Source organism: Amycolatopsis sp. WAC 01376 (assembly GCF_003947415.1).
Lineage (GTDB): Bacteria > Actinomycetota > Actinomycetes > Mycobacteriales > Pseudonocardiaceae > Amycolatopsis.
Map to the genome: position 1 here is coordinate 363,016 of NZ_QHKL01000008.1, position 22,917 is coordinate 385,932.

The following is a 22,917-nucleotide window of genomic DNA, read 5'->3' on the forward strand; positions in this document are numbered from 1 at the left end:
ACCGCCCTCACTTCTGGTTGCTGAAAGCCGCGTCGAAGGCCGCCGACGGCTTGTCGAACAGGAGCCCCCGAAGAAAGGTCACGGCTTCCGCCGCGCCCCGGAGCCGGTCCATGCCGGCGTCCTCCCACTCCACCGAGATCGGACCGGCGTAGCCGATCGAATTCAGTGCGCGGAAGCAGTCCTCCCAAGGCACGTCGCCGTGCCCGGTCGAAACGAAGTCCCAGCCGCGTCGGGGATCTCCCCAGGGGAGATGCGAGCCGAGCCGTCCGTTCCGTCCGTCGAACCGCTTCCTGGTGTCCTTGCAGTCCACGTGGTAGATCCGGTCGGCGAAGTCGAGGATGAAGCCGACCGGGTCGAGGTCCTGCCAGATGAAATGCGAAGGATCCCAATTGAGCCCGAATGCCGGACGGTCGCCGACAGCTTCGAGCGCACGTTTCGTGGTCCAGTAGTCGTACGCGATCTCCGACGGGTGGACCTCGTGGGCGAACCGCACGCCCACCTCGTCGAAGACGTCGAGGATCGGGTTCCAGCGGTTCGCGAAGTCGGTGTAGCCGTCGTCGATGACCGCCTGCGACACCGGCGGGAACATCGCGACGTACTTCCAGGTCTTCGAACCGGTGAAGCCGATCACCGTGTCCACACCTAGTTTCGCCGCCGCGCGGGCGGTGTCGGCCATTTCCTTCGCCGCCCGCTGCCGGACGCCTTCCGGTTCACCGTCGCCCCACACCCTGGACGGGATGATGGCCTGGTGGCGTTCGTCGATCGGGTCGTCACAGACGGCCTGGCCGACGAGGTGGTTGGAGATGGCCCACACCTTGAGGCCGTGCTCGGCCAGCAGCTTCAGGCGGCCGGGTACATAGTCCTCTTCGGACAGTGCGCGGTCGACCTCGAAGTGGTCGCCGGAACACGCGATCTCAAGGCCGTCGTAGCCCCATTCGCTCGCGAGCCTGCACACCTCGGTGAACGGGAGATCCGCCCACTGACCGGTGAACAGCGTGATCGGACGGCTCATCAAGACTCCTCGAAGGTGATCGCGTCTACGTCGAACAAGCCGCCGGAACCGCCCTTGAACACGAGGAACAACGGGCCGGTGCCGCCGGGGTCGGTGATGGCGGAGGCCGGGATGTCGGCATAGGTGTCCCAGCCGCCGGTGCTGGCGACGGTGACCGTCTGGACCAGTGGCCCGTCCACCGCGCCCGAGCGGACCTCGATCGTGCCGCCGGCGCCGCCGGAAGAGACCCGGTAGCCGATGCCGCGGACACCCACCAGGTTCACCGGGTCGAATTTGATCCAGTCACCGGCTTCGATGTGGCCGACGCGTTTGCCGCCACTGGCGCCGTCGTGCCCGACGACCTCGATCCCGCTGGACTGGGTGTAGAACTCGGCCTGCTTCAGCTTGGGCTGCAGGAGGGACTCGGCCTCGCCGGTGAGCGCCGGAACGCCGTTGGCGCCGTTGTCGGTGTAGCTGGCGTTGATGACGCCGAAGACGTTGGCGTCCGCGCCGTGGCCCTCGTCGGCGGGTGTGGCGATGGTGCCCTCACAGCCGGTCGCGCGGCTGAGCGGATGCCCGTGTCCCTCGTGGCCGAGGATGTACTCGACGGTGACCTTCGAGCAGTCGATCGGGTTGTCTTCGGCGTCGGTCACCTCGACCTTGAACGGGACCGTGTCCCCGAAGCTGAACACGCTGCCGTTGACCGGCGTCTTCAGCGTGACCACCGGCGCGGTGTTGCCGACGGTGACCACCACGCTCGCCGCCCCGGTCAGCCCGGTGGAGTCGGTGACCGAAAGCTTCGCCGTGTACTGGCCGTTCGCGGCGTAGGTGTGGGAAACCGGAGCCGCCTCGGTGGAGTCGGTGGTGCCGTTGCCGTCGAAGTCCCAGGCGTAGGTCAGTGCCTGGCCGTCAGGGTCGTTCGTCCCGGCCGGGTCGAACTTCACGGTCAGCGGTGCCTGTCCGGACGTCTTGTCCGCCGCCACCTTGACCTCCGGCGTCCGGCGGCCCTTGGTGTAGTCGATGCGGTAGACGGCGGATTCCTTGGAGCCGCCGAAGTACCCGGTGCCATAATCGAGGACGTACATCGCGCCGTCCGGGCCGAACTCGACGTTCATCGGGCGGACGAGGTCCATCGAATCGAAGAACGGCTTGATGGCGCCGCGTTCACCGTTCGGGCCGACGGTGATCTCCTTGATCCAGCTGCGTTCCCATTCGTAGGCGAAGGTCTTGCCGTTGAAGTACTCCGGGAACTTGGTCTGCGACGGGTTCTTCGCGTCGTACTGGTAGACCGGTCCGCCCATCGGCGACTCGGGACCGGTGCCGAACTCGGGAACGGAACCGCCGTCGTAGGGGATCCACGCCTTTTCGACCGGCGGCAGATCGGTCAGCCCGGTGTTGCGCGGGCTGGTGTTCTTCGGTTTGGCGCAGTCGAACGCGGCGCCGGACTGTTTGGTGGCGAAGTCGTAATCGATGAACGGCTGGTTGTCGCCGACGCAATACGGCCAGCCGAAGTTGCCCGGCTTCTTGATCAGGTTGAACTCGACCGTGCCGCCGGGACCGCGCTGGGGGTCGGCCGCCCCCGCGTCGGGGCCGTAGTCGGCGAGGTGGATCCAGCCGGTCTTGCGGTCGACGGCGAACCGGAACGGGTTGCGGAAGCCCATCGCGTAGATCTCGGGCTTGGTCTTGGCCGTGCCGCGCGGGAACAGGTTGCCCTTGGGGACGGTGTACTTACCATTCGCGCCGACCTTGATCCGCAGCACCTTGCCGCGCAGATCGTTGGTGTTGCCGGAGGTGCGCTGCGCGTCGTAGACCGGGTTGCGGTCGGCGCGTTCGTCGATCGGGGTGTAGCCGTCGGAAGAGAACGGGTTGGAATCGTCCCCTGTGGACAGATAGAGGTTGCCCTGTGCGTCGAAGTCGATCTCGCCGCCGGCGTGGCAGCAGATGCCGCGTTCGGCCGGGACCTGGAGGATCTTCTGCTCGCTGGCGAGGTCGAGGTTGTTGTCGGTGGTGAGTTTGAACCGCGAGAGCTGGTTGTAGCCCTTGAAGGGTTCGAAGTCCGCCGGGGTGCCGTTCTGCGGGGCGTCACCGGCCGGGGTGTTCAGCTTGGGCGCGTAGTACAGGTACACCCAGCGGTTCTTCGCGAAGTCCGGGTCGATGGCGACACCCTGGAGGCCGTCCTCGTCGTGGTTGTAGACGGGGATCGTCGCGGCCAGCTTCGTGGTGGCGCCGGAGCTGGTGTACCAGACGCGGCCGTCGCGCGAGGTGTGCAGGACGTCGCGGTTGGGCAGCACGGAAAGCGCGATCGGCTCGCCGGTCTTCTCTTCGCCCTTGGCGAGGGTGATCTGGTCGAAGTCCGCGTCGACCGGGGCTTCCTGGGGCTTGGCGCAGCCCGGCTCGCTCAGCTTGGTGGCGTACTTGATGCCGCCCGCCAAATGCTTGCGGAAGGCGGGTTCGGCGTAGGACTCCTTGGTGTGCCCGCCGCCGGTGTACCAGGAGCGGCCGCCGGAGTTCTCGTGACACCAGGCGATCGGGTGGTCGCCCATGGCGCCGTCACCGGGCTGGTAGCTCTTCTCGTCCAGGCTCGCGAGCACGTGGACGTTGCTGCGCGGGTTCTCGCGGTAGTTGTACCACTCGTCCGTCCGCGGCCAGGTCTCCGGAAGGTCCACAGTGGACACGTGGTCGTGGTCTTCGACCTTGACGTTCGCCTTTTGGATCTGCGGATGGGACTTGAAGTACGCGCCGACCAGCTCGCCGTACCAGGGCCAGTCGTACTCGGTGTCGGAGGCGGCGTGCACGCCCACGTACCCGCCGCCTCCCTTCACGTACCGCTCGAACGCGGCCTGCTGCTCCGCGTTCAGCACGTCACCGGTGGTGGAAAGCCAGACCACCGCGTTGAAGCGCTTGAGGTTCGCGTCGGTGAAGGCCGCCGCGTCCTCGGTGGCCTCGACCCCGAAGTGGTTCTGCGCACCCAGTTCCTTGATCGCCTTGATCCCGTCGGGGATCGAATCGTGCCGGAAGCCCGCGGTCTTGGAGAACACGAGCACCGTGGCCGCTTCATGCGCCGATGCGGTTTGCACCGGTAGCGCGACGCCTGTCAGAGCCGTGACCATCGACGTGACGAGCACGCCTAGTCGTCGTTTCAAGGACATAGCAGTAGCGATCCTTTCGATGAGCGGCGGCGATCAAGGAAGGGGATGCGGGTGGAGCGTCCTTTCGTGAGGTGAGGGGGGAGGGGAGGGAGGGGGGGGAGGGGGGCGGCGGCGGGGAGGGGGGGCGGGGTGGCCGTGAGTGGTAAGTGTCGTTAGAACGTCACTTGCCACTCACGACCCACTGAACCGACACCCCACCGTCACTTGAACCCCTGCAGTGCCAACAACAGTGGATGTACGTCCGTCGCTCCGACGCGACCGGACGGCTGGAAGGCCGGATCGGAGCACAGCAGCACCGGGCCGTCCTCGCCTGCGTCCGGCAGCCGTCCGTGCGAGCCGCGCACCCAGCGCGGATCGGTGGGGACGACGTCCATCGCGTACCGGAGCCCGGCGAACTTCTTCGCCAGGTTGAGCCCGGCCCGCGCCTTGGCGAACTTGTCCTCCGGGTCGAAGAACAGCTCGGCGGGGTCGTAACCCGGTTTGCGGTGGATCTCGACGCCGCGCGCGAAGTCGGGCTTCCGCTCGTCGTCGAGCCAGTAGTAATAGGTGAACCACGAGTCCGGCTCGGCGACCGCGACGAGGTCGCCGGCGCGCTCGTGGTCCAGCCCATAACGAGCCTGTGCTTCGCGGTCGAGCACCTCGTCGACGCCGGTCAGTTCGCCGACGATCGAGCGAACCCGCTCGATATCCGCGGAGTCGCGGACGTAGACGTGCGCGACCTGGTGGTCGGCGACGGCGAACGCGCGCGACGCCCACGGGTCGAGGTACTCCATGCCCGCCTGGGTGTAGACCTCCAGCAGACCCTCACGCCGCAGCGCGCGGTTGATGTCGACCGGCCTGCTGACGTTCGTGATCCCGTACTCGCTGAGCGCGACCACGGTCGCCCCGGCGTTGCGGGCGTCGTCGAGCAGCGGCGCGAGCGCGTTGTCCAGTTCCCGCGCCGCCAACGCGGCCTGCGGCGCGTCGGGGCCGAAGCGCTGCAGGTCGTAGTCCAGATGCGGGACATAGGTCAGCAGCAGGTCGGGGCGCTTCTCCCGCAGGATCTGCCGGGACGCGCCGATCACCCACTTGCTCGACTTGATCGACGCGGTCGGGCCCCAGTACTGGAACAGCGGGAACTCCCCCAGCGCACCGGTCAGCTGATCGTGGAGCTCGGGCGGCCGCACGTACGCGTCCGGCGACTTGCGGCCGTCGGCGTGGTAGATCGGCCGCGGGGTCACCGTGACGTCGGTGCTCATCCCCATCGCGTACCACCAGCAGACGTTCGCCGACGTGTAGCCGGGATGCGCCGCCCGCGCGGTCTCCCACAGCTTTTCGCCGCCGACGAGCCGGTTGTGCTGGCGCCACAGGAAGATCTCGCCCAGCTCGCGGAAGTACCAGCCGTTGCCGACGATCCCGTGCTGCGCGGGCATGAGCCCGGTGAGGAACGTCGACTGCGCGCTGCAGGTGACGGCGGGCAGCACCGTGCCCAGTTCGGCCTGCCAGCCGTCGCGGGCGACGGCGGACAGGTTCGGCATGTCCCGCAACGCCTTCGGGGTCAGCCCGACGACGTCGATGACGACCAAGGGTTTCACGCGGACGCCCCTTCCTTGACGAGGTTCGCCTGCGCCCACTCGAGTTCCGCGGCGATCCCGCCGACGAGGTCGCCCGCGTCCGGGAGCACGCTCCAGGTGTAGGTCTCGACCTCGATATGCGGATCGCCGGTCAGCCCGGCGGCGACGGTGCGCAGGACGTCCGTGGTGGTGGACAGCGGCGCGGCCGGGGCCTGGTGCAGCGGCATGTGGAAGTGCACGCGCCACGGCCGGTCACCCGGCAGGTCGGTCCACGCGTCGGGCAGGTCGTCGGCCTTGCGCACGACACCGTCGGCGCCGAGCTCCCGGACCTGGTGCAGGTAACGCGGTTCGGTGAACGCGGCCAACGCCTCACGAGCTTCGGCGGGATCTTCGACGTGCAACGCGGCGGAAGCCTGCACCTTGACGATGTCCACATCGGACTTCGCGATCGCGGCCAGTGTCTCCGCCGGGTCGGCGAACGAGACCGCGAGGTGGCAGGTGTCCAGGCACAGCCCGACGTACTCCGGGTCGACGCGGCCGGAAAGCCAGCCGAGCGCGTCGGCCACGGTGTCGAGCACACAGCCAGGCTCGGGTTCGACGGCCAGCTTGATCGGCCGGTCACCGATCGCCAGGACGACCTTGGCGAAGGCCTCGGCCGCCCGGCGGTCGTCGTGCTCGGACCACGGCTCGCGCCACGCGAGCGGCAGCGTGGAGATGCTGCCGTACGTGGCATCTTCGGCGAGTAGCTCGGAGAGCACGTTCACGCAGTCGATCGTGTACGCGACCCTGTCGGGATTCGTCCACTCAGGACGGTAGACCGCGTGCTTGACGACGTCGTCGTGAAAACCGCCGTACGGGAACGCGTTCAGCGTGTACACCGAAAGCCCGCGAGCATCGAGTTCCGCGCGGAAACGCTTACGCGCTCCGGCGTCTTCGGCGAGCCCGCGTGCGACCGGCGCGGAGAGCCACAGTCCGACGCCGAGCCGATCGGCGCCCAGCCGCTCACGTACCGGGAGCGCGTATCGCTCCAGCTGTGTGACGATGCCGTCGACGTCCTCGGCGGGATGGACGTTCGTACAGTAGGAGATCATTTGCGAGCACCTCGCAGGACCGAGTTGCCCTCGAACGTCGCTGCCTCGCCGGTGAAACCGGGCAGCGGGTCGAGGGTGAGCCTGCCGCTCAACCCGTAGAAGTCGACCGGGTTCTGCCAGAGCACCTTGTCGACGTCGGCCTCGGTGAAACCACCGTCGAGCATCGCCTGGCCGGTCTTGGCGGTCTTCAGCGGATCGGAGCGGCCCCAGTCGGCGGCCGAGTTGACGATCATGTTGTCCAGCCCGTACTGGCGCAGGATCTCGACCATCCGGTGCTCGTCCATCTTGGTGTCCGGGTAGATGGAGAAGCCCATCCAGGCACCGGAATCCTTGACCAGCTTGACGGTGACCTCGTTGAGGTGGTCGACGACCACGCGTTCCGGCGCGACGCCCGCCTCACGCACGACGTCGAGGGTGCGCTTGGTGCCTTCCAGCTTGTCGCGGTGCGGGGTGTGCACCAGGACGGGGAGGTCGTGCTCCAGCGCCATCGCGAGTTGCAGCGAGAAGACCTCGTCCTCTTCCGTGGTCATCGAGTCGTAGCCGACCTCGCCGACCGCGACCACGCCGTCCTTGGCCAGGTACCTCGGGAGCACCTCGAGCACCTCGCGGCAGCGGGGGTCGTTGGCCTCCTTGGGGTTCAGCGCGATCGTGCAGTGGTGCCGGATGCCGAACTGGGCGGCACGGAACCGTTCCCAGCCGATGAGCGCGTCGAAGTAGTCGGTGTACGAGCCGACGCTGGTGCGCGGCTGCCCCAGCCAGAACGCCGGCTCCACCAGCGCGCGGACACCGACCGCGTACATGGCTTCGTAGTCGTCGGTGGTCCGGGAGGACATGTGGATGTGGGGATCGAAGATGCGCACTGTGCTAGTTCTCCTTGAGGAGTTCGAGGGCGTCGGCGGGAACGTCACGTCCGGCCGCCCTGCGTTCGTCGGCGAAGTCGGCGAGCATGCGCCTCAGCTCGTCGTCCGCGCGGGAAGTGAGATCCGCGACGGCGGCCAGCGGCACACCGACGAAGACGCATTTGAGGACGCCGTGGCGCCAGGTGTGGTCGTCCAGGAACCGGGCGAAGGCACCCATGGCGGCGGCGACCAATCTGATGTCGTTGGCGCGCAAGGCGTCCTCGACCAGTTTGATGCCGGCATCGGTGACTTCGGCGCCCGGCGACTCCAGCGAGTTGAGCGCCCGCAGGACCCCGCGCCGCTCGGCGTCGTCGCCGTAGCGGTAGAGATCGCGCAGTTCCGCGGCCAGCGCGGCGTCGCCGAGGACGTCCGCCAAGACCGTCACGAGCCGGACCCGTGCCCGGTCGTCGACGGTGCCGTGGACCAGGCCCTGCGGATCGCTGTCCGGCCGCAGCGCGGCACGGCCGACCTCGCGGCCGACGGCCGGGAAGATCGAGCCGATCACCGACGGCTTCTCCCGGATCCGGCGTTCCGCCTTGGCCGACCACGTCTGCGGCATCGCCTCGGTGAGCGCCTCGAAAGCCCGCCGCGCGGTGTCCGGCGCCGCGTGGCTGTGCCGGGGCAGTTCGACCGCGGCCAGCCCGGTGTAGCCGATCTCCGCCAGCGCGGCGAGCGTCCCTGGCAGATCCAGGTGCCCGTCGCCGAACTCCAGATGCTCGTGGACCCTCGGCAGCATGTCGTCCAGCTGCACGTTCCACAGCAGCGGACCGGCGAGGCGGACGCACTCGGCCGCGTTCACCGGCTCGACGGCGACGCAGTGCCCGACGTCGAGCGTGACGCCGAACAGCTCCGGCTCGCCGAGTTCCTTGCGCAGGTCCAGGACCTGGCTCAGATGCTGCACGAGGTGCCCGGGTTCGGGTTCCATCGCCAGCCGCACGTTCAGCCGCGCGGCGTGCTCCAGGACCGCCGCGACGCCTTCACGCAGCCGTGACCAGGCGACGTCTGTGTCCACAGTAGACACACCGGACCAGAATGAGACGCAGTCCGCCCCGAGGTCCCCGGCGATCCGCATGGCCCGTTCCAGGAAGTCGATCCGCAGCGCGGGGTCGTCCGACAGCAGGGTCGGCGAGTGCTTGCGCCAGGGGTCGAGCAGGTACCGCGCGCCGGTTTCGATGACGACGCGGTTCAGGCCGAGCGCCGAAAGCCGCGAGGCCACGTGGTCGACCTGCCGCGCCAGATCGTCGGCGAACGGGTCGAGGTGGTCGTGGTCCAGCGTCAGCGCCACCCCGGTGTACCCGAGGTCGGCGATGATCGCGAGCGCGTCGTCGAGGCGGTGGTTGGAGAAGCCGTTGGTGCCGTATCCGAGGGAAAACGTCATGTGGGGCTCACCTTCCGCGACAGCTTGCGGGCGATCGGGAGCGCGGCCGCGACCAGCGCGGCCCCCAGTACCGAGCCCTTGGCCGTGATCGCCGCCTGGAGCGGGACCATGCCGTGGATGCCGGACTTCGTCGCCGAGCGCACTGACTTCGCCGACGGGTCACGGACGGCGTCCGCCTGTGCCCTCCCGACCAGGCCCGCGTAGCCCGAACCGGCCGCCATCGAGGCCGCGCGATGCCAGCCGCCCCGTGCCGGTCCGGTCAATGCCAACGTTGTCGCCGCACAGCTGGTGGCCAGTGCGGCACGAGCCGTGCCCGGTTTCGCGCCGTGCACTTCCCCGGTGGACAACGCGGTGACACCGAGCGTGTGGACGCCGACCGCCGCCGCGGCGGTGAGAGCCTTCTTCGGAGAGTCGCCGGCGCCCAGCAGGACGTCGAGCGTGCGGCAGGCCGCCATCGCCACCGGTCCGGCCGGGGTCGGTTTGAGCACGGTGTCGTAGGCCCACACCGCGCCCGCGAGCGGGACCGCGACCCGCATCGCCCGGCGGCCGCCGCCGAGCGCTGCCAGGCCAAGTCCGGCAGCGGTCAGCGCGGCCCCGGTGGTGAGCGCCGCGCCGGCACTCACCCGCCCGGACGGGATCGGCCGCTCGGGACGCTCCACGGCGTCGAGCTTCCGGTCCGCCCAGTCGTTGAGGGCCATCCCGGCCCAGTAGAAGGCGACCGAGGACAGCGGCAGCAGCAGCCGTCGCCCGGTCATCTTGAGTCCCGCCGCGGCGGATCCGGCGACCGTGTCGCCGAGCACTGTCAGCGCGGCGGGCGCCCGCACGAGTTCCACGTAAGCCTTCACAGCGCGGCCGCCCAGGCGATCAGGCGGGCGGTCTGCTCGGCGAACCGGTGTTCGTCGCTGCCCAGCGGATCCTTGAAGAAGAAGCCGAGTTCGGTCAGCGCGCCGCTCTGGCCGCCGGCGTGCGCGGTGGTGACCAGGCGAGCGAGGTCGAGGATCAGCGGCGCCGCGAGCGCGGAGTCGTAGCCGGTCCAGGTGAACTGCAGGCTCATGCGCGCGCCGAGGAAACCCTCGAACGACACGTGGTCCCACGCGGTCTTGATCTCGCCGAGGTCGGGCACGTTGTCGATGTGCAGCGGCGCGGTGACGTCCTCGCCGAGCAGCGCCGCGAGCCCGCGCGCCTTGGACTCCAGCTTGCTGTTCGCGGTCACCGGGTCGGCCAGGGTCTCGCCGTCGCCGCCGCCGAGCAGGTTGGTGCCCGCCCAGGAGCGGACCTTCAACGCCCGCGCGCTGAACATCGGCGCGAGGACCGTGCGCAGCAGCGTCTCACCGGTCTTGCCGTCGCACCCCGCGTACGGCAGACCTTCCCGTTCGGCGAGCTGCCGCAGCGCGGGCAGGGTGATCCCGGCCGACGGCGTGAACTCGACGTACGGGCTTCCCGCCTTCAGCGCCGCGTAGGCCGACAGGGAACTCGACGGGAGCACGGCCCGCGCCGGGTCCGCCAAGGCCGATTCGAGCGCGTCGAGGTCGTCGTGTTCGGGCAGGTGGGGACAGGGGGCCTCGGTGGAGGACACGTTGACCACGACGACCCGCGCGAGGTCGTGCCGGTCGGCGAAAGCTCGGATGTCCGCCGTCAGCCGGGCGGCCGCGTCGGCCTGGGCACCGGTATGCGCCGCCGGGTGGTAGCCGTCGCGGATCTCGGCATCCACCTCGGCCAGCCCGGACCGGACCGCGGAGAACACCGCGTGCCCGAACACACCGGCGTGCGCCAGCTGCTCGGCCCGCTTCTCCAGCGGCGTGTGCGCGATGTCGTGCCCGCCGAGGACCAGATCGTCCCAGCCCGGCAACGGAACCCCGGCGAACGCGGGCAGATCGGTGACGCAGCCGCCACCGCCCGTCACCCCCGCGCGGAGGGCGAGGAGCCCTACCGCGGCCGTGGTGGCCACAGACCCCCTCGCCCCGATCAACCAGATGCCCGTACGCTCGTGAGCAGGCATTTCTCCACCTTTCCCAAAACCCGAAAACGCCAACTGTGTTCACCATCGGATGGTCGGACGTTTCCGGATCGAACCAAGTCGCAGTGATAGCCGTCATGCGACTTTCGGCTGAATCTCTCGCTCAGTTACTTCCCTTCGTGGTGACGCCGGGCACAGCCGTCCAGCGCGCCTCTTCGGCGGCGCTGCGCTCGACCGCCGCCAAGACCTGCTGAACCCTCAACCCGTCCTCGAAGGACGGTTCGGGATCCGTGCCGTCGCCGATCGCGGTGAGCAGGTCGGCGACCTCGTTGGTGAAGGTGTGCTCGTAGCCGAGGAGATGCCCCGGCGGCCACCAGACCCCGACGTACGGGTGCTCGGGTTCGGTGACCAGGATCCGGCGGAACCCCGCTTCGGTGGCGGGCTGGCCGCCGTCGAAGAAGGACAGTTCGTTCATCGACTCGAAGTCGAACGCGAGGCTCGCCTTCGACCCGTTGATCTCCAGCCGCATCGCGTTCTTGCGGCCCAGCGCGAACCGGGTCGCCTCGAAACTCGCCACCGCGCCGCCGGTGAACCGGCCGAGGAACAACGCGGTGTCGTCGACGGTGACCTGCCCGGTGCCGCCGTCGCCGTCCGGCCGCTCCTTGACGAAGGTGTTGGTCAGCGCCGACACCCCGGTGATCGTCTCGCCGGTGACGAACTGGGCGGCGTCGACGATGTGCGCGCCGAGGTCGCCCAGCGCGCCCGAGCCCGCCTTGTCCTTGTGCAGCCGCCAGGTCATCGGCGCCTGAGCGTCGGACAGCCAGTCCTGCAGATACACCGACCGCACGTGGCGGAGCTCGCCGAGCGCCCCGCTCGCGACCAGTTTCCTGGCGTGCGCGAGCGCGGGCACCCGGCGGTAGTTGAACGCCACCATCGACCGGACGCCGTTCGCCCGCGCCTTCGCCGCCGCCTCGGCCATCGCTTCGGCCTCGGCGAGGGTGTTGGCCAGCGGCTTCTCGCACAGCACGTGCTTGCCGGCCTCGAGCGCGGCGATCGCGATCTCGGCGTGACTGTCGCCCGGCGTGCAGATGTCGACGAGGTCGACGTCGTCACGGGCGATCAGCGCACGCCAGTCCGTCTCGACGTCTTCCCAGCCGAACCGTTCCGCCGCGGCCTTCGTCCGCACCTCGTCACGGCCGCCGAGCACGGCGAGTCTCGGGATCAGCGGTGGCGCGAAGAACCGGTGCACACTGCGCCACGCGTGCGAATGCACCGCACCCATGAACGCGTGGCCCACCATGCCGATCCCGATCGTTTCCTTTGCCGTGCTCATGCCCCTCCTAGATCCGCTTGCGTGTGTCGGGTACGCGGGTTTACGAGTCGAAGCCGACGTCCATGTACTTGTCGACGTTCTCCTTGGTGACCACCGCGGAGTACGTGGTGATCTCGGCGGGGATCTCGTGCTCGGCGAAGTCGCCTGCCCCCTTGCCCTGGCCGAGAAGCCGCGCGAGCGAGATCGCCGAAGACGCCATCGACGGGCTGTAGAGCACGGTCGCCTTCAGCGGCTCGGCGTCGGACTTGATCAGGTTCATCGCGTTCTTCGAACCCGCGCCGCCGACCATCAGGAAGTCCTTGCGGTTGGCGTTGTTGATCGCCGCGATGACGCCGACGCCCTGGTCGTCGTCGTGGTTCCAGAGGGCGTCCAGCTTCGGCGCGGACTGCAGCAGGTTCGAGGTCTGTTGCTCGCCGGACTCCGGGGTGAACTGCGCCGATACCCGCGGCCCGACCTTGAAACCCTGACGCGCCAAGGCGTCCTTGAAACCCTTGCTGCGTTCCTGGGTCAGCGGCAGCGAGTCGATGCCCGCGACCTCGCCGATGACGGGGCTCGCGACGTTCTTCGCCTTCATCTGCTGGGCGATGTAGTTCCCGGCGTTGACGCCCATGCGGTAGTTGTCGCCACCGATCCAGGTGCGGTACGCGAGCGGGGTGTCGAAGACGCGGTCCAGGTTGATCACCTGGATACCGGCGTCCATCGCCTGCTGGCCGACCGCGGTCAGCGCCTTGCCGTCGAACGGCAGGATCACCAGCACGTTGACCTTGGCGTTGATCAGCGTCTCCACCTGGGAGATCTGCTGGTTGACGTCGTTGGTGCCCTCGGTGGCGTTGAGCGTGACCTCACTGAACTTCTGCGCCTGCGCGCGGGCGTTCTTGGTGATGGCCGCCATCCAGCCGTGGTCCGCGGCCGGAGCCGAAAACCCGATTGTCACTGGACTTCCGGGCTGCGAGTTCGCCCCGGCGTTGGCCACGTTGGCCGCGTTGTTCTGCGCCGGCGCCTCGTTCGAGGTGCACGCGGTCAGCAGCGCACCCGCTCCGACGGCCGCGCCTCCCAGCAGGAAACGGCGGCGGTGCAAGGATTGTTCGGTCATGACGACTCTCCATCCACGGTGATCAAGTACTCGTCTTGGATTTCTTCACGGAGCGGAACTGCAGTAGCGCGGCCAGGACGATGATCACGCCCTTGGCGATGTTCTGGATGTCGGTGTCCAGGTTGTTGAGCGTGAAGATGTTGGACAGCACGGTGAAGATCAGCACGCCGATCAGGGTGCCGATGAGCGAGCCGCGGCCGCCGGTGAGCAGCGTGCCGCCGATGACGACCGCCGCGATGGCGTCGAGTTCGTAGAGCATGCCGTTGGTCGAGGCACCCGCGGTGGTGCGGGCGACGACCATCAGCGCGGCGATGCCGCAGCACAGGCCGGCGACGCCGTAGACGAGTGCGGTGTGCCGCTTGACGTTGATACCCGCCAGCCGCGACGCCTCGGCGTTGCCGCCGACGGCGAAGGTGCGGCGGCCGAACGTGGTGCGGTTCAGCAGCACCCAGCCGACCACGAACACCAGCGCGAACATCCAGATCAGCACCGGGATGCCGAGCAAGTCACCGCGGAAGAAGTCCAGGAAACCCGCTTCCGCCACCACCTGCGTGCGGCGGCCGCTGATCCGTTCCGCGAGGCCGCGGGCCGAGACGTACATCGCCAGTGTCGCGATGAACGGCACGATCTTCCCGTAGGAGACCAGGATCCCGTTGATCAGTCCGCAGCCGAGGCCGACCAGGAGTCCACAAAGGATCATCACGAACGGGCCGTAGGACTGGGTGGCCAGCGTGGTCAGCCAGACACTGGAGAGCGCCACGATCGACCCGACCGAGAGGTCGATGCCGCCGGCGATGATCACGAACGTCATCCCGACGCTGACCACCCCGATGGCCGCGGCGAGCCGCAGGATCGTGGAGATGTTGCCGTCAGTGAAGAACTGGTCGGGCCTCGTGACCTGGCCGACGATGCACAGGATGACCAGGACCCCGGCCAGCCCGAGCAGCCGGGTATCGAGCGAGAAGTTTCGCTTTTCTTTAGGTGGTACAGGTTCCACGGCGGGTCCCGTACGCACCGATTCGGCTTGGTCGGTCACGCCGCACTCCCCTCGAGAATCACGTCGAGCACATCCGCCTCTGTCAGCTCCGCAGACGGCTTTTCAGCCAGGACACGTCCTTCACGCAGCACCAGCACCCGGTCGGACAGTCCGAGTACTTCGGGGATCTCACTGCTGACGAGCACGATCGCGACGCCGGTCGCGGCCAGTTCCTCGATCAGCCGGTACAGCTCCGCCCGCGCGCCGACGTCGACCCCGCGGGTCGGCTCGTCCAGCAGCAGGACCCGGCAGCCGCGGACCAGCCAGCGCGCGAGGACCGCCTTCTGCTGGTTGCCGCCGGACAGCGTGCGGATGATGCGGTGCGGGTCGGCGGGCCGGAGATCGAGGCGCCGCAGGCTTTCCCCGGCGTCGTCGAGTTCCCTGCCCCGCTCGGTGAAACCGAACGTCGCGTACTTGCTCAGGCTCGCCAGGGTCACGTTGTGCACCACGGGCAGGTCCAGCAGCAGCCCCTGGCTCTTGCGTTCCTCCGGCGCCAGGCCGATCCCGGCCTTGACCGCCGCGGACACGCTGCCCGGCCGGACCGGTTCGCCGTCGACCGACACCGAACCCGTGTCCTGCTTGCGTGCCCCGAAGATCGTCTCCAGCAGTTCGCTGCGGCCCGAGCCGACGAGGCCCGCGATCCCGACGACCTCACCGGCGTGCACGGTGAAGTTCACGTTCTCGAACTCGCCGACGGTGGTCAGGTTCTCCACCTTGAGGACCTCTTTGTCCGGGTCCACGTGCTCCTGATGGCGCGGGCCGAACACGGTTTCGACCTTGCGGCCCGCCATCAGCGCGACGAGGTCGGCGGTCGGGGTCTCCTTGGCGTCGAGGCCGGTGGCGACGGTCTTGCCGTCCTTGAGCACGGTGACGCGGTGCCCGATCCGGCGCAGTTCTTCGAGCCGGTGGGAGATGTAGATGATCGCGACCCCCTCGGCGGTGAGTTCGCCGACGATGCGGAACAGGTTGTCGACCTCTTCCCCCGCCAGCGCCGCGGTGGGCTCGTCCATCACCAGCAGCTTCGCGTCGTACGCGAGCGCCCGCGCCATCGAGACCAGCTGCTGACCGGCGGCGGAGAGCTTGCCGACCTCGGTCGACGGCGTGATCTCGGGATGCCCGAGCCGGGCCATCAGCTTCGCGGCCTTGTTCCGGGACTCGCTGATCCGCGTGAACCCGAACGACGCGCGCTCGCGGCCGAGGAAGATGTTGTCCGCCACGGAAAGCCCGGGCACCAGGTCGAGTTCCTGGTACATGGTCGCGATGCCGATCTTCAGGGCGGCGACCGGCGAGGCCAGCGTGACCGGCTCGCCCTGCCAGGAGATCTCGCCGCCGTCGGGCCGGTGTGCCCCGGCGAGCGTTTTGATCAGCGTGGACTTGCCCGCGCCGTTCTGGCCGAGCAGACAGTGCACCTCGCCGGCTTCGACGTCGAAATCGACGCCGTCGAGTGCACGCACCCCCGGGAAGGTCTTCACGATCCCCCGGACGGACAACAAAGAATGCAAGGTCATGCCGGAGCCTCCGCTGTGTCTATCGACGAACTCGCGACTACGGGAACTAGCGTCGGGTCGGCGAAAAGCCGTTCGGTGGCAAGGTGCGCGGCGCCGCGCAGCGGGGCGGTGGTGCCCAGCGGCGACGGCTCGACCCGGCAGGCGGGCTCGTGCCCGAGCGGCCGCGCGGACAGTTCGCGGCGCACCGGCTCGACCAGCCATTCGCCCAGTGCGGCGAAGTAACCGCCGAGCACCACGACGTCCGGGTCGAGCACATCGACCACAGTGGACACCGCGATGCCGAGCGCGACCCCGAGTTCCGAGACCGCCGCGACGGCACGCTGGTCACCCCGCTGCACGCGGTGCTTGAGGAGCCCGACCCGGCCGTCGACGCCGAGCGCGGGATCGTGCAGCGGGTCGCCGGGCGAGGCGGCGACGCGCAGGACGGCGTTGAGCCCGGCCTTGGTCTCCAGGCAGCCGACCCGGCCGCATTGGCACTGCTCGCCGGACGGGTCGACGGTGATGTGCCCGACCTCGCCCGCGAAACCCCTGGCACCGCGCAGAAGCGCGCCGCCGGACACGAGCCCGCCGCCGACACCCGTCCCGCCGCTGAGGTAGAAGAGCTCCCGCACGCCTTGCCCGACTCCGGCGACGGCCTCGCCGATCGCACCGAGGTTGGCCTCGTTGTCGACCGCGATGGCGTCGGCCCGCAACCCGAGCCGGGCGGCGAGGAGGTCGGCGATCTCGGCGTCGCGCCAGCGCAGGGTCGGCGCGAACCGCAGCACGGCGGCGGCCGAATCGACCAGTCCCGGCACCGAGACGGTGACCCCGACCGGCTGGTCGTCGAGCAGCACCTGCCTGGCGAGGAAAGCGAGCTCGTCCATGCTCCGGTGCAGCCCGAGCGCGGCGACGTCGGCGGTCTCCGTACGTTCGGCGACGACGCGGCCGTCAAGGTTCGTGACGACGGCGGCGAACCGGTCGGCCTCGACGCTCAGCGCTAGCCCGCAGGCGCTGGCGCCGTTCAGCTCGACCAGCTGGCTGGGCCTGCCGTTGCCGCCGCCCTGGAGTCCGGCGGACCGGACGAGACCGCGATCGGACAGCTCGGTGATCAACCCGGAGACGGCCGCCTTGGTGAGCCCGCAGCGCGCCGCGAGCTGGGTACGCGACAGCGGCCCCGCACGCAACGCCCGCAGGAGCGCGGCGAGGTTCGCCGTGCGTGGGCTGACCGGGTCGAGCTGCCCGGATTCAGTCGCGGCCACACTGCCCCATTTGACGACGCCTCACTTACGAATCGGCCGTAACAAACTTTGTTACTTAGCCAGCGAAAGTAGGGTGGCTTCTGTCACTCGTCAAGGTGACAACAGGACAGAAATGGGGGTCATCACCCGAATAGCCGTCCAGAACCGCGCAGACTTTCGTACTTATCGAGCGAAAGTCTGTACGATCTTGACGTTACTAATCGGAATCAGGTGAGTGCCCAACGTGCCGCCGAGCGGTCACGCAGTGCTCCCGGCGACCCCCACACGCGCGCCATGAACGGTCCGTTCCTTGCAAATTTTGCAAGGAACGGACCGTTCATGGCGCTTCCGATAAAGGCGCCTCAGCTACTGAGCGTGAAGGCCCGGTCCGTAGCGGACCAGGCGGCCCCGATGACGCCCGCGGTGTCGCCGAGCTCGGACAGCACGATCGGCAGGTTCCCGGTCGCGAGCGGCAGCGACCGCCGGTAGACCGAGCTGCGGATCTCGGCGAGCAGCTGATGCCCGAGCTGCGCCACGCCGCCACCGATCACGACCATGCCCGGGTTCACGAAACTCACCAGCGACGCGACCACCTGCCCGAGGCGCCGTCCGCCGTCGCGGATCAGGTTGACCGCGCCGGTCCCGCCGAACGCCGCCGCGCGGCCGACGTCCGCGGCGGTGATCGCGCCGCGGTCGGCGACGACGTCGGCGAGGTACGCCGACCGGCCGCTGCGCGCGAGCGTCAGCCCGTCGCGGGCCAGCGCGGCGCCGCCGAAGTACGCCTCGAGGCAGCCTGTCTCACCGCAGGCGCAGGTCGGCCCGTAGTCGTCGAGCCGGATGTGCCCGATGTCGCCCGCGGTGCCGGCGACGCCGCGGTACACCTTGCCGCCCAGCACGATCCCGCAGCCGATACCGGTACCGATCTTGACGAACACCAGGTCGTCGGTGGAGCGGGCGACGCCGGCGTGCCGTTCCCCGAGGGCCATCGAGTTCACGTCGTTGTCGACGGTGACCGGGCAGCCCAGCAGCCCGCCGAGATGGTCGCGGACGGAAAACCGGTCCCAGCCGGGCATTATCGGCGGCGCGACCGCCATGCCCTCGGCGAAACTCACCGGCCCCGGGAGGCCGATCCCGGCGGCGATCAGCTTGCCCGGCGCCTCTTCACGGATCTTCTCCGCCAATGCGGCGATGCGTTTGAGCACGACGTGCGGCCCCTGCCGGACGTCACAGTCTTCGACGGTGTGCACCAGCACCTCGCACGAAGCGTCGGTGAGCGCGACCCCGACCGACGTCGCGCCGACGTCGACGGAGAGCACGCGCAGGTCGCCCGCCAGCCGCACCAGCGTGGATCGCCTGCCGCCCCGGCTCGCCGACGGACCCGCGGTTTCGACGAGGCCGACCTCGGCGAGCCGCGCGACCTCGGCACCCACCCGGGCACGCGGCAGTTCCAGCCGCTCCCCCAGTTCGACCCGGGACATCGGCCCCTCATCCCGCAGCAGGGTCAGCAACTGGGTCTGGTGCCGGGTTTCGACCATCGGATGCTCCGTGGTGGATGCCGTGCTCATTCAGCCGAGCCTACGGTGTTGTCCACTTCGTGTCCCGAATGCCTGTGGACACCCGGCTTCGCCTGAACATCGCGCGGTAGTCCCGCGGCCGGTGGCCGGTCAGCCTGGCGAAGACCGCGCTGAACGTCCCGGGATCGCGGTAGCCGACATCTGCGGCGATACCGGCGATCGTTCGCTCCGTGGTCTCCAGCAGATGCTTCGCCCGCCGCACCCGCGCCTCCTGGAGGTAGCCGAGCGGAGTTTTGCCGGTCTCGCCCCGAAACCGCCGCAGGAGGGTTCGCGCGCTGACGTGGAACGTCGTGGCGAGCAGTCCGAGGTCGTACCGCTCGTGCAGGTTCTGGTCCAGCCGGCGTTTGACGCCTTGGGAGAACTCCCTGCCGGTGGCGGGCAACAGTTCCGCGTCGACATACGGCGCCTGGCTCGACCGCGCGTCGTCGACGAGGGCGATCCGCGCGGTCGCGCGAGCGACCCGGCCACCGTGGTGTTCACGGATGAGCCCGATGGCGAAGTCGTACATCGCGCTGAACGCGCCCGTCGTGGTCACCCCGCTGTCGGTGACCACGAGTTCGTCCTGGAGGACCTCGGTGCCGGGGCAGCGATCGGCCAGCTGTCCGGCGAAAAGCCACGAGGTCGTCGACCGCCGCCCGTCGAGCAGGCCGGCGTCGGCCAGCAGGAACGCGCCGACGCAGATCGAAACCACCGCGACTCCCGCCTCCGAAGCGGATTTGATGGCTTCGATTTCCGGGCGCAGCGACCTGAGCCGCGTATCGAGGTCGAGTCCCGGCGACAGCTCGAACCCGGGGACGACCAGGACATCGACCGGCCGCACCGGCGAAACCGTGATCACCGCACCGCCGGAGGCGAACACGCGCCGCCTCGGCGACAGGATCGAGACCTCATACGAAGGATCCGCGGCGACATGCGAGGCCATCGTGAGGAGATCGGGAACTCCGAAAACCTCCGAAGCGAAACACCCCGGATAGGCGAGTACTCCGACGCGCTGCGCGGTCACCATGATGGCGAGATTACCCGATGATGTGGCGATCTCGCCCCTGTCCGAACCGGCGGGCGCACCGCACGATGGCGCCATGACCCTCGCGGACTTCTCGAAACGGCTCGTCGAGGTCGACGGCGTCGGCAAAACCGTCTACGTCGCCGGATCCGGGGCGGCGGTGGTGCTGATGCCGGAGATGCCGGGCATCAGCCCGGACGTCGTCCGCTTCGCGCGCTGGATCCGGGACGCGGGTTTCACCGTCTTCCTTCCGTCGCTCTTCGGTGTCGACGGCGCTTTCCCCACCGCCGCGGACGGAGAGAAGGTCGTCCGCCGCGCCTGCGTCAGCGCCGAGTTCCGGGCCTTCGCCGGCGGCGGCACGAGCCCGGTCGTGACCTGGCTGCGCGGGCTGGCGCGGAAGGCGTTCGAGGAGTGCGGCGGGCCGGGCGTCGGCGCGATCGGGCTCTGCTTCACCGGCAACTTCGCCCTCAGCATGACCCTCGAACCGGCCGTCATCGCTCCCGTCGTCAACCATCCTTCGCTGCCGCTGGACGACCCGGCCGGGCTGGAACTCAGCGACGCGGACGCCGCCCGGATACGCGAACGCGTCGAGCGCGACGGGCTGAAGGTGCTCGCCTACCGCTTCGAGAACGACCGATGGTGCACAGGGCAGCGCTTCGCCGCGTACCGGGCACTTCTCGGTGACGCGTTCGACGGTCGCGTCCTCCCGGACGAGGTGGCCAATCCCGAACCGCCGCCGTTCTTCCGTGACGTCGTGGCCTGCCCCCACAGCGTCGTCACCGCCCACCTCGTCGATCAGGAAGGCCATCCCACCGTCCGGGCCAGGGACGAGATCCTGGCCTTTCTCGGCTCGCGTTTAGCCGGCTAAACGCGGGGTCAGGACCAGAGGTAGCGCCGCTCGGGCCGTCCTGTACCGCCGTACTTGAGGGTCACCTCGGCCTTCCCTGTCGCCACGAAGTGCTCCAGGTACCGCCGCGCGCTCACTCGCGCGACGCCGGTCGCCTCCGCGCATTCGCTCGCGGACATCCCGCCGGGCGCGCCTCGCAGCGCGGTCTCCACCAGCCGCGCGGTCTCCGCGGTGAGTCCCTTGGGCAGCACGGGTTTCGCGCTCGGCCGCGAGCCGAAGACCTGGTCGACGTCGGCCTGGCCCGCCTCGGCCAGCCGGTCCAGCCGCTGGTGCAGCGACGCGAAATGCGTGAGCTGATCCCGCAGGGACGCGTACTCGAACGGCTTGATCAGGTAGTGCAGGACGCCGCCCCGCATCGCCTGCCGCACGGTCTCCACGTCGGTCGCGGCGGTGATCAGGATGACGTCGACGTCCTCGGTGGCGCGCAGCTCCCGCAGCACCGAAAGCCCGTCGAGGTCGGGGAGGTAGACGTCCAGCAGCACCAGATCCGGTTTCAGCTCCCGCGCCAGGCGGAGCGCGTCGGCGCCGGTGTGCGCGACCCCGACCACGGCGAACCCCTCCGTGCGCGCGACGTATCCACTGTGGACTTTCGCGACCATGAAATCGTCGTCGACGACGAGGACCCGGATCATCGCGGCAACCTCGCCGTGAACACCGCGCCGCCGGAGTTGTGCACCTCGACGGAACCGCCCCGCCGGACGCACGCCTGCCGGATCAGTGCGAGCCCGAGACCGCGCTGGCCGTGTGCGGCGGCCTTCGTGGTGAAGCCGTGCTCGAACACTTCTTCCGCGATCTCCGGGGCGACCCCCGGTCCGGAATCGCGGACCTCGACCCGCACCTCGTCCTCCTCCTGCCACACGCCGACCTCGATCCAGCCACGCTCACCACCCAGCGCGTCCAACGCGTTGTCGACAAGATTTCCCAGCACTGTCACCAAATCCGTGGAGAGGCCGTCCTCGACACGGTCGAGTTCGCTGTCGGGGGCCATGCGCAGCCCGGCCCCGCGTTCCGCGGCCAGCGACGCCTTCGCGATCAGCAGCGCGGCCACCGCCGGGTCGCCGATCCGCGAGCCGACCTCGGCGCGCCACTCCCCCTGCGCCGAGCTGATCCGGCTGACATAGCCGCGGACCTCTTCGTATTCCCCGAGTTCCAGCAGCCCGGAAATCGTATGCAGCCGGTTGCTGAACTCGTGCGCCTGCGCCCGCAACGTGTCGGTGGCGTGCCTGCTGGCGTCGAGTTCGTCTCGCAGGGTCATCAGGTCGGTGCGGTCCCGCAAGGTGACGACGGCTCCCCGTACGTCGATCGGCATCCGGTTCAGCGTCAGCACCTTCCCTTTCCGCAGCACGATCTGGTCGGCACCGGTCGCGCGGCCGGTGAGCAGGTCGCGGATCCGTTCGTTGAGATCGAGCTCCTCGACCGACCGGCCGACGGCGTCCTCCGGCAACGCCAGCAGTTCGCGGGCCTGATCGTTCGCCAGGGTGATCCGGTGCTGCGGGTCGAGGCCGACGACGCCCTCCTTGATGCCGTGCAGGAGCGCCTCCCGGTTTTCCACCAGTGCGGTGATCTCGTGCGGTTCCAGGCCGAGCGTCTGGTTCTTCACGCGTCGCGCCAGCAGCAGCGAACCGCTCACGCCGATCACCAGCGCGACTCCCAGCACCCGCAGCGCGTTGTCCGGCGAGTCGAGCACGCCGGCGAAGAACCCGGGGGTCTTCGAGCCCACCGCGACCATGCGGACGACCTTGCCGCCCTTTTCGTCGAGCACCGGGACGTGCGCCACGATCGAACCGTCGAGTTCGCCGACCCACGACCGTCCAGAGAGGACAGTGCTCTCCCCGATGTCGAGCGGCGTCCGCACCTGACCCGGATCCGGTGACGCGAGCACATAGCGGTCCGCTCCCGCGATCACCACGAAATCCACCCCGGAGAAGCTCCGCGCGGTCGCCGCGGGCGCGTTCAGTTCGAACGGGCCGTTCTCGAGGTCACCCACGACCCCCTGCGCGGCGACACTCTCCGCGACCGAAAGCGCCCGGCGTCCCTCGGTCGTGCGGAAGTTGTTCCCCGCCTGGACGACGGCCAGCACGCCCACCGCGCACAGTAGGCAGGTCACGACTACGAGTTGCCATACGAGGAGCTGGCGGGCCAAGGAACCCCGAGCACCCATCGCCACCTCCGCGTGACCAAAACGAACACAACAACCATTGGGCCCGCAAGCGGGACATCTCTGTTTA

18 protein-coding genes are annotated in these 22,917 nt (G+C 69.1%); 1 reads left to right on the forward strand and 17 read right to left on the reverse strand.

Features of this window, described 5'->3' with window-relative positions; genetic code table 11:
* Window positions 1-7 precede the first annotated feature (7 nt).
* The 15 genes from DMH03_RS34890 to DMH03_RS34960 form a co-directional block, all read right to left on the reverse strand.
* A complete protein-coding gene (locus DMH03_RS34890; RefSeq protein WP_125796266.1) occupies window positions 8-1,012 on the reverse strand; it encodes a sugar phosphate isomerase/epimerase in 1,005 nt (334 codons plus the stop codon).
* The gene (locus DMH03_RS34895; RefSeq protein ID WP_125796379.1) at window positions 1,012-4,101 is read right to left on the reverse strand and encodes a ThuA domain-containing protein; all 3,090 of its coding nucleotides are present in this window, start codon (window positions 4,099-4,101) and stop codon (window positions 1,012-1,014) included. The genes DMH03_RS34890 and DMH03_RS34895 overlap by 1 nt, the downstream gene beginning before the upstream one ends.
* Window positions 4,102-4,340: 239 nt before the next feature.
* Window positions 4,341-5,714, reverse strand: coding sequence for an alkaline phosphatase family protein (locus DMH03_RS34900; protein ID WP_125796267.1), 1,374 nt, complete (start codon window positions 5,712-5,714; stop codon window positions 4,341-4,343).
* Window positions 5,711-6,784 (reverse strand): metabolite traffic protein EboE, encoded by a 1,074-nt coding sequence (gene eboE / locus DMH03_RS34905; protein ID WP_125796268.1) that lies wholly within the window; start codon window positions 6,782-6,784, stop codon window positions 5,711-5,713. The genes DMH03_RS34900 and eboE overlap by 4 nt, the downstream gene beginning before the upstream one ends.
* A complete protein-coding gene (locus DMH03_RS34910; RefSeq protein ID WP_125796269.1) occupies window positions 6,781-7,644 on the reverse strand; it encodes a TatD family hydrolase in 864 nt (287 codons plus the stop codon). The genes eboE and DMH03_RS34910 overlap by 4 nt, the downstream gene beginning before the upstream one ends.
* A 4-nt stretch (window positions 7,645-7,648) precedes the next feature.
* Complete coding sequence (locus DMH03_RS34915) at window positions 7,649-9,061, reverse strand: EboA domain-containing protein (RefSeq protein WP_125796270.1); 1,413 nt, start codon at window positions 9,059-9,061, stop codon at window positions 7,649-7,651.
* Window positions 9,058-9,906, reverse strand: coding sequence for an SCO3242 family prenyltransferase (locus DMH03_RS34920; protein WP_125796271.1), 849 nt, complete (start codon window positions 9,904-9,906; stop codon window positions 9,058-9,060). Before DMH03_RS34920 ends, DMH03_RS34915 begins: the two co-directional genes overlap by 4 nt.
* Entirely contained in the window at window positions 9,903-11,060 is a 1,158-nt protein-coding gene (locus DMH03_RS34925; RefSeq protein WP_125796272.1) for an inositol-3-phosphate synthase, read from the reverse strand. Before DMH03_RS34925 ends, DMH03_RS34920 begins: the two co-directional genes overlap by 4 nt.
* 121 nt (window positions 11,061-11,181) lie before the next feature.
* Window positions 11,182-12,351, reverse strand: coding sequence for a Gfo/Idh/MocA family protein (locus DMH03_RS34930; RefSeq protein WP_125796273.1), 1,170 nt, complete (start codon window positions 12,349-12,351; stop codon window positions 11,182-11,184).
* Between the two features lie 40 nt (window positions 12,352-12,391).
* Window positions 12,392-13,444, reverse strand: a complete 1,053-nt coding sequence (locus DMH03_RS34935) for a substrate-binding domain-containing protein (RefSeq protein WP_125796274.1) — start codon at window positions 13,442-13,444, stop codon at window positions 12,392-12,394.
* A 22-nt stretch (window positions 13,445-13,466) separates the two neighbouring features.
* Window positions 13,467-14,441, reverse strand: a complete 975-nt coding sequence (locus tag DMH03_RS34940; RefSeq protein WP_370311018.1) for an ABC transporter permease — start codon at window positions 14,439-14,441, stop codon at window positions 13,467-13,469.
* A 35-nt stretch (window positions 14,442-14,476) separates the two neighbouring features.
* The gene (locus tag DMH03_RS34945; RefSeq protein ID WP_125796276.1) at window positions 14,477-15,988 is read right to left on the reverse strand and encodes a sugar ABC transporter ATP-binding protein; all 1,512 of its coding nucleotides are present in this window, start codon (window positions 15,986-15,988) and stop codon (window positions 14,477-14,479) included.
* Entirely contained in the window at window positions 15,985-17,226 is a 1,242-nt protein-coding gene (locus tag DMH03_RS34950) for an ROK family transcriptional regulator (RefSeq protein WP_125796277.1), read from the reverse strand. The genes DMH03_RS34945 and DMH03_RS34950 overlap by 4 nt, the downstream gene beginning before the upstream one ends.
* Window positions 17,227-17,567: 341 nt before the next feature.
* Complete coding sequence (locus tag DMH03_RS34955) at window positions 17,568-18,770, reverse strand: ROK family transcriptional regulator (protein WP_125796278.1); 1,203 nt, start codon at window positions 18,768-18,770, stop codon at window positions 17,568-17,570.
* Window positions 18,771-18,780: 10 nt separating this feature from the next.
* The gene (locus DMH03_RS34960; RefSeq protein ID WP_125796279.1) at window positions 18,781-19,785 is read right to left on the reverse strand and encodes a GlxA family transcriptional regulator; all 1,005 of its coding nucleotides are present in this window, start codon (window positions 19,783-19,785) and stop codon (window positions 18,781-18,783) included.
* Window positions 19,786-19,858: 73 nt separating this feature from the next.
* On the opposite strand from DMH03_RS34960, the gene DMH03_RS34965 reads away from it, so the two are divergent.
* A complete protein-coding gene (locus DMH03_RS34965; RefSeq protein WP_125796280.1) occupies window positions 19,859-20,650 on the forward strand; it encodes a dienelactone hydrolase family protein in 792 nt (263 codons plus the stop codon).
* 8 nt (window positions 20,651-20,658) lie between these two features.
* Here DMH03_RS34965 and DMH03_RS34970 read toward each other — a convergent pair whose 3' ends face one another.
* Entirely contained in the window at window positions 20,659-21,321 is a 663-nt protein-coding gene (locus DMH03_RS34970; protein WP_125796281.1) for a response regulator, read from the reverse strand.
* Window positions 21,318-22,850: a sensor histidine kinase gene (locus tag DMH03_RS34975; RefSeq protein WP_125796282.1), complete on the reverse strand. Its 1,533-nt coding sequence runs from the start codon at window positions 22,848-22,850 to the stop codon at window positions 21,318-21,320. The genes DMH03_RS34970 and DMH03_RS34975 overlap by 4 nt, the downstream gene beginning before the upstream one ends.
* Window positions 22,851-22,917 lie beyond the last annotated feature (67 nt).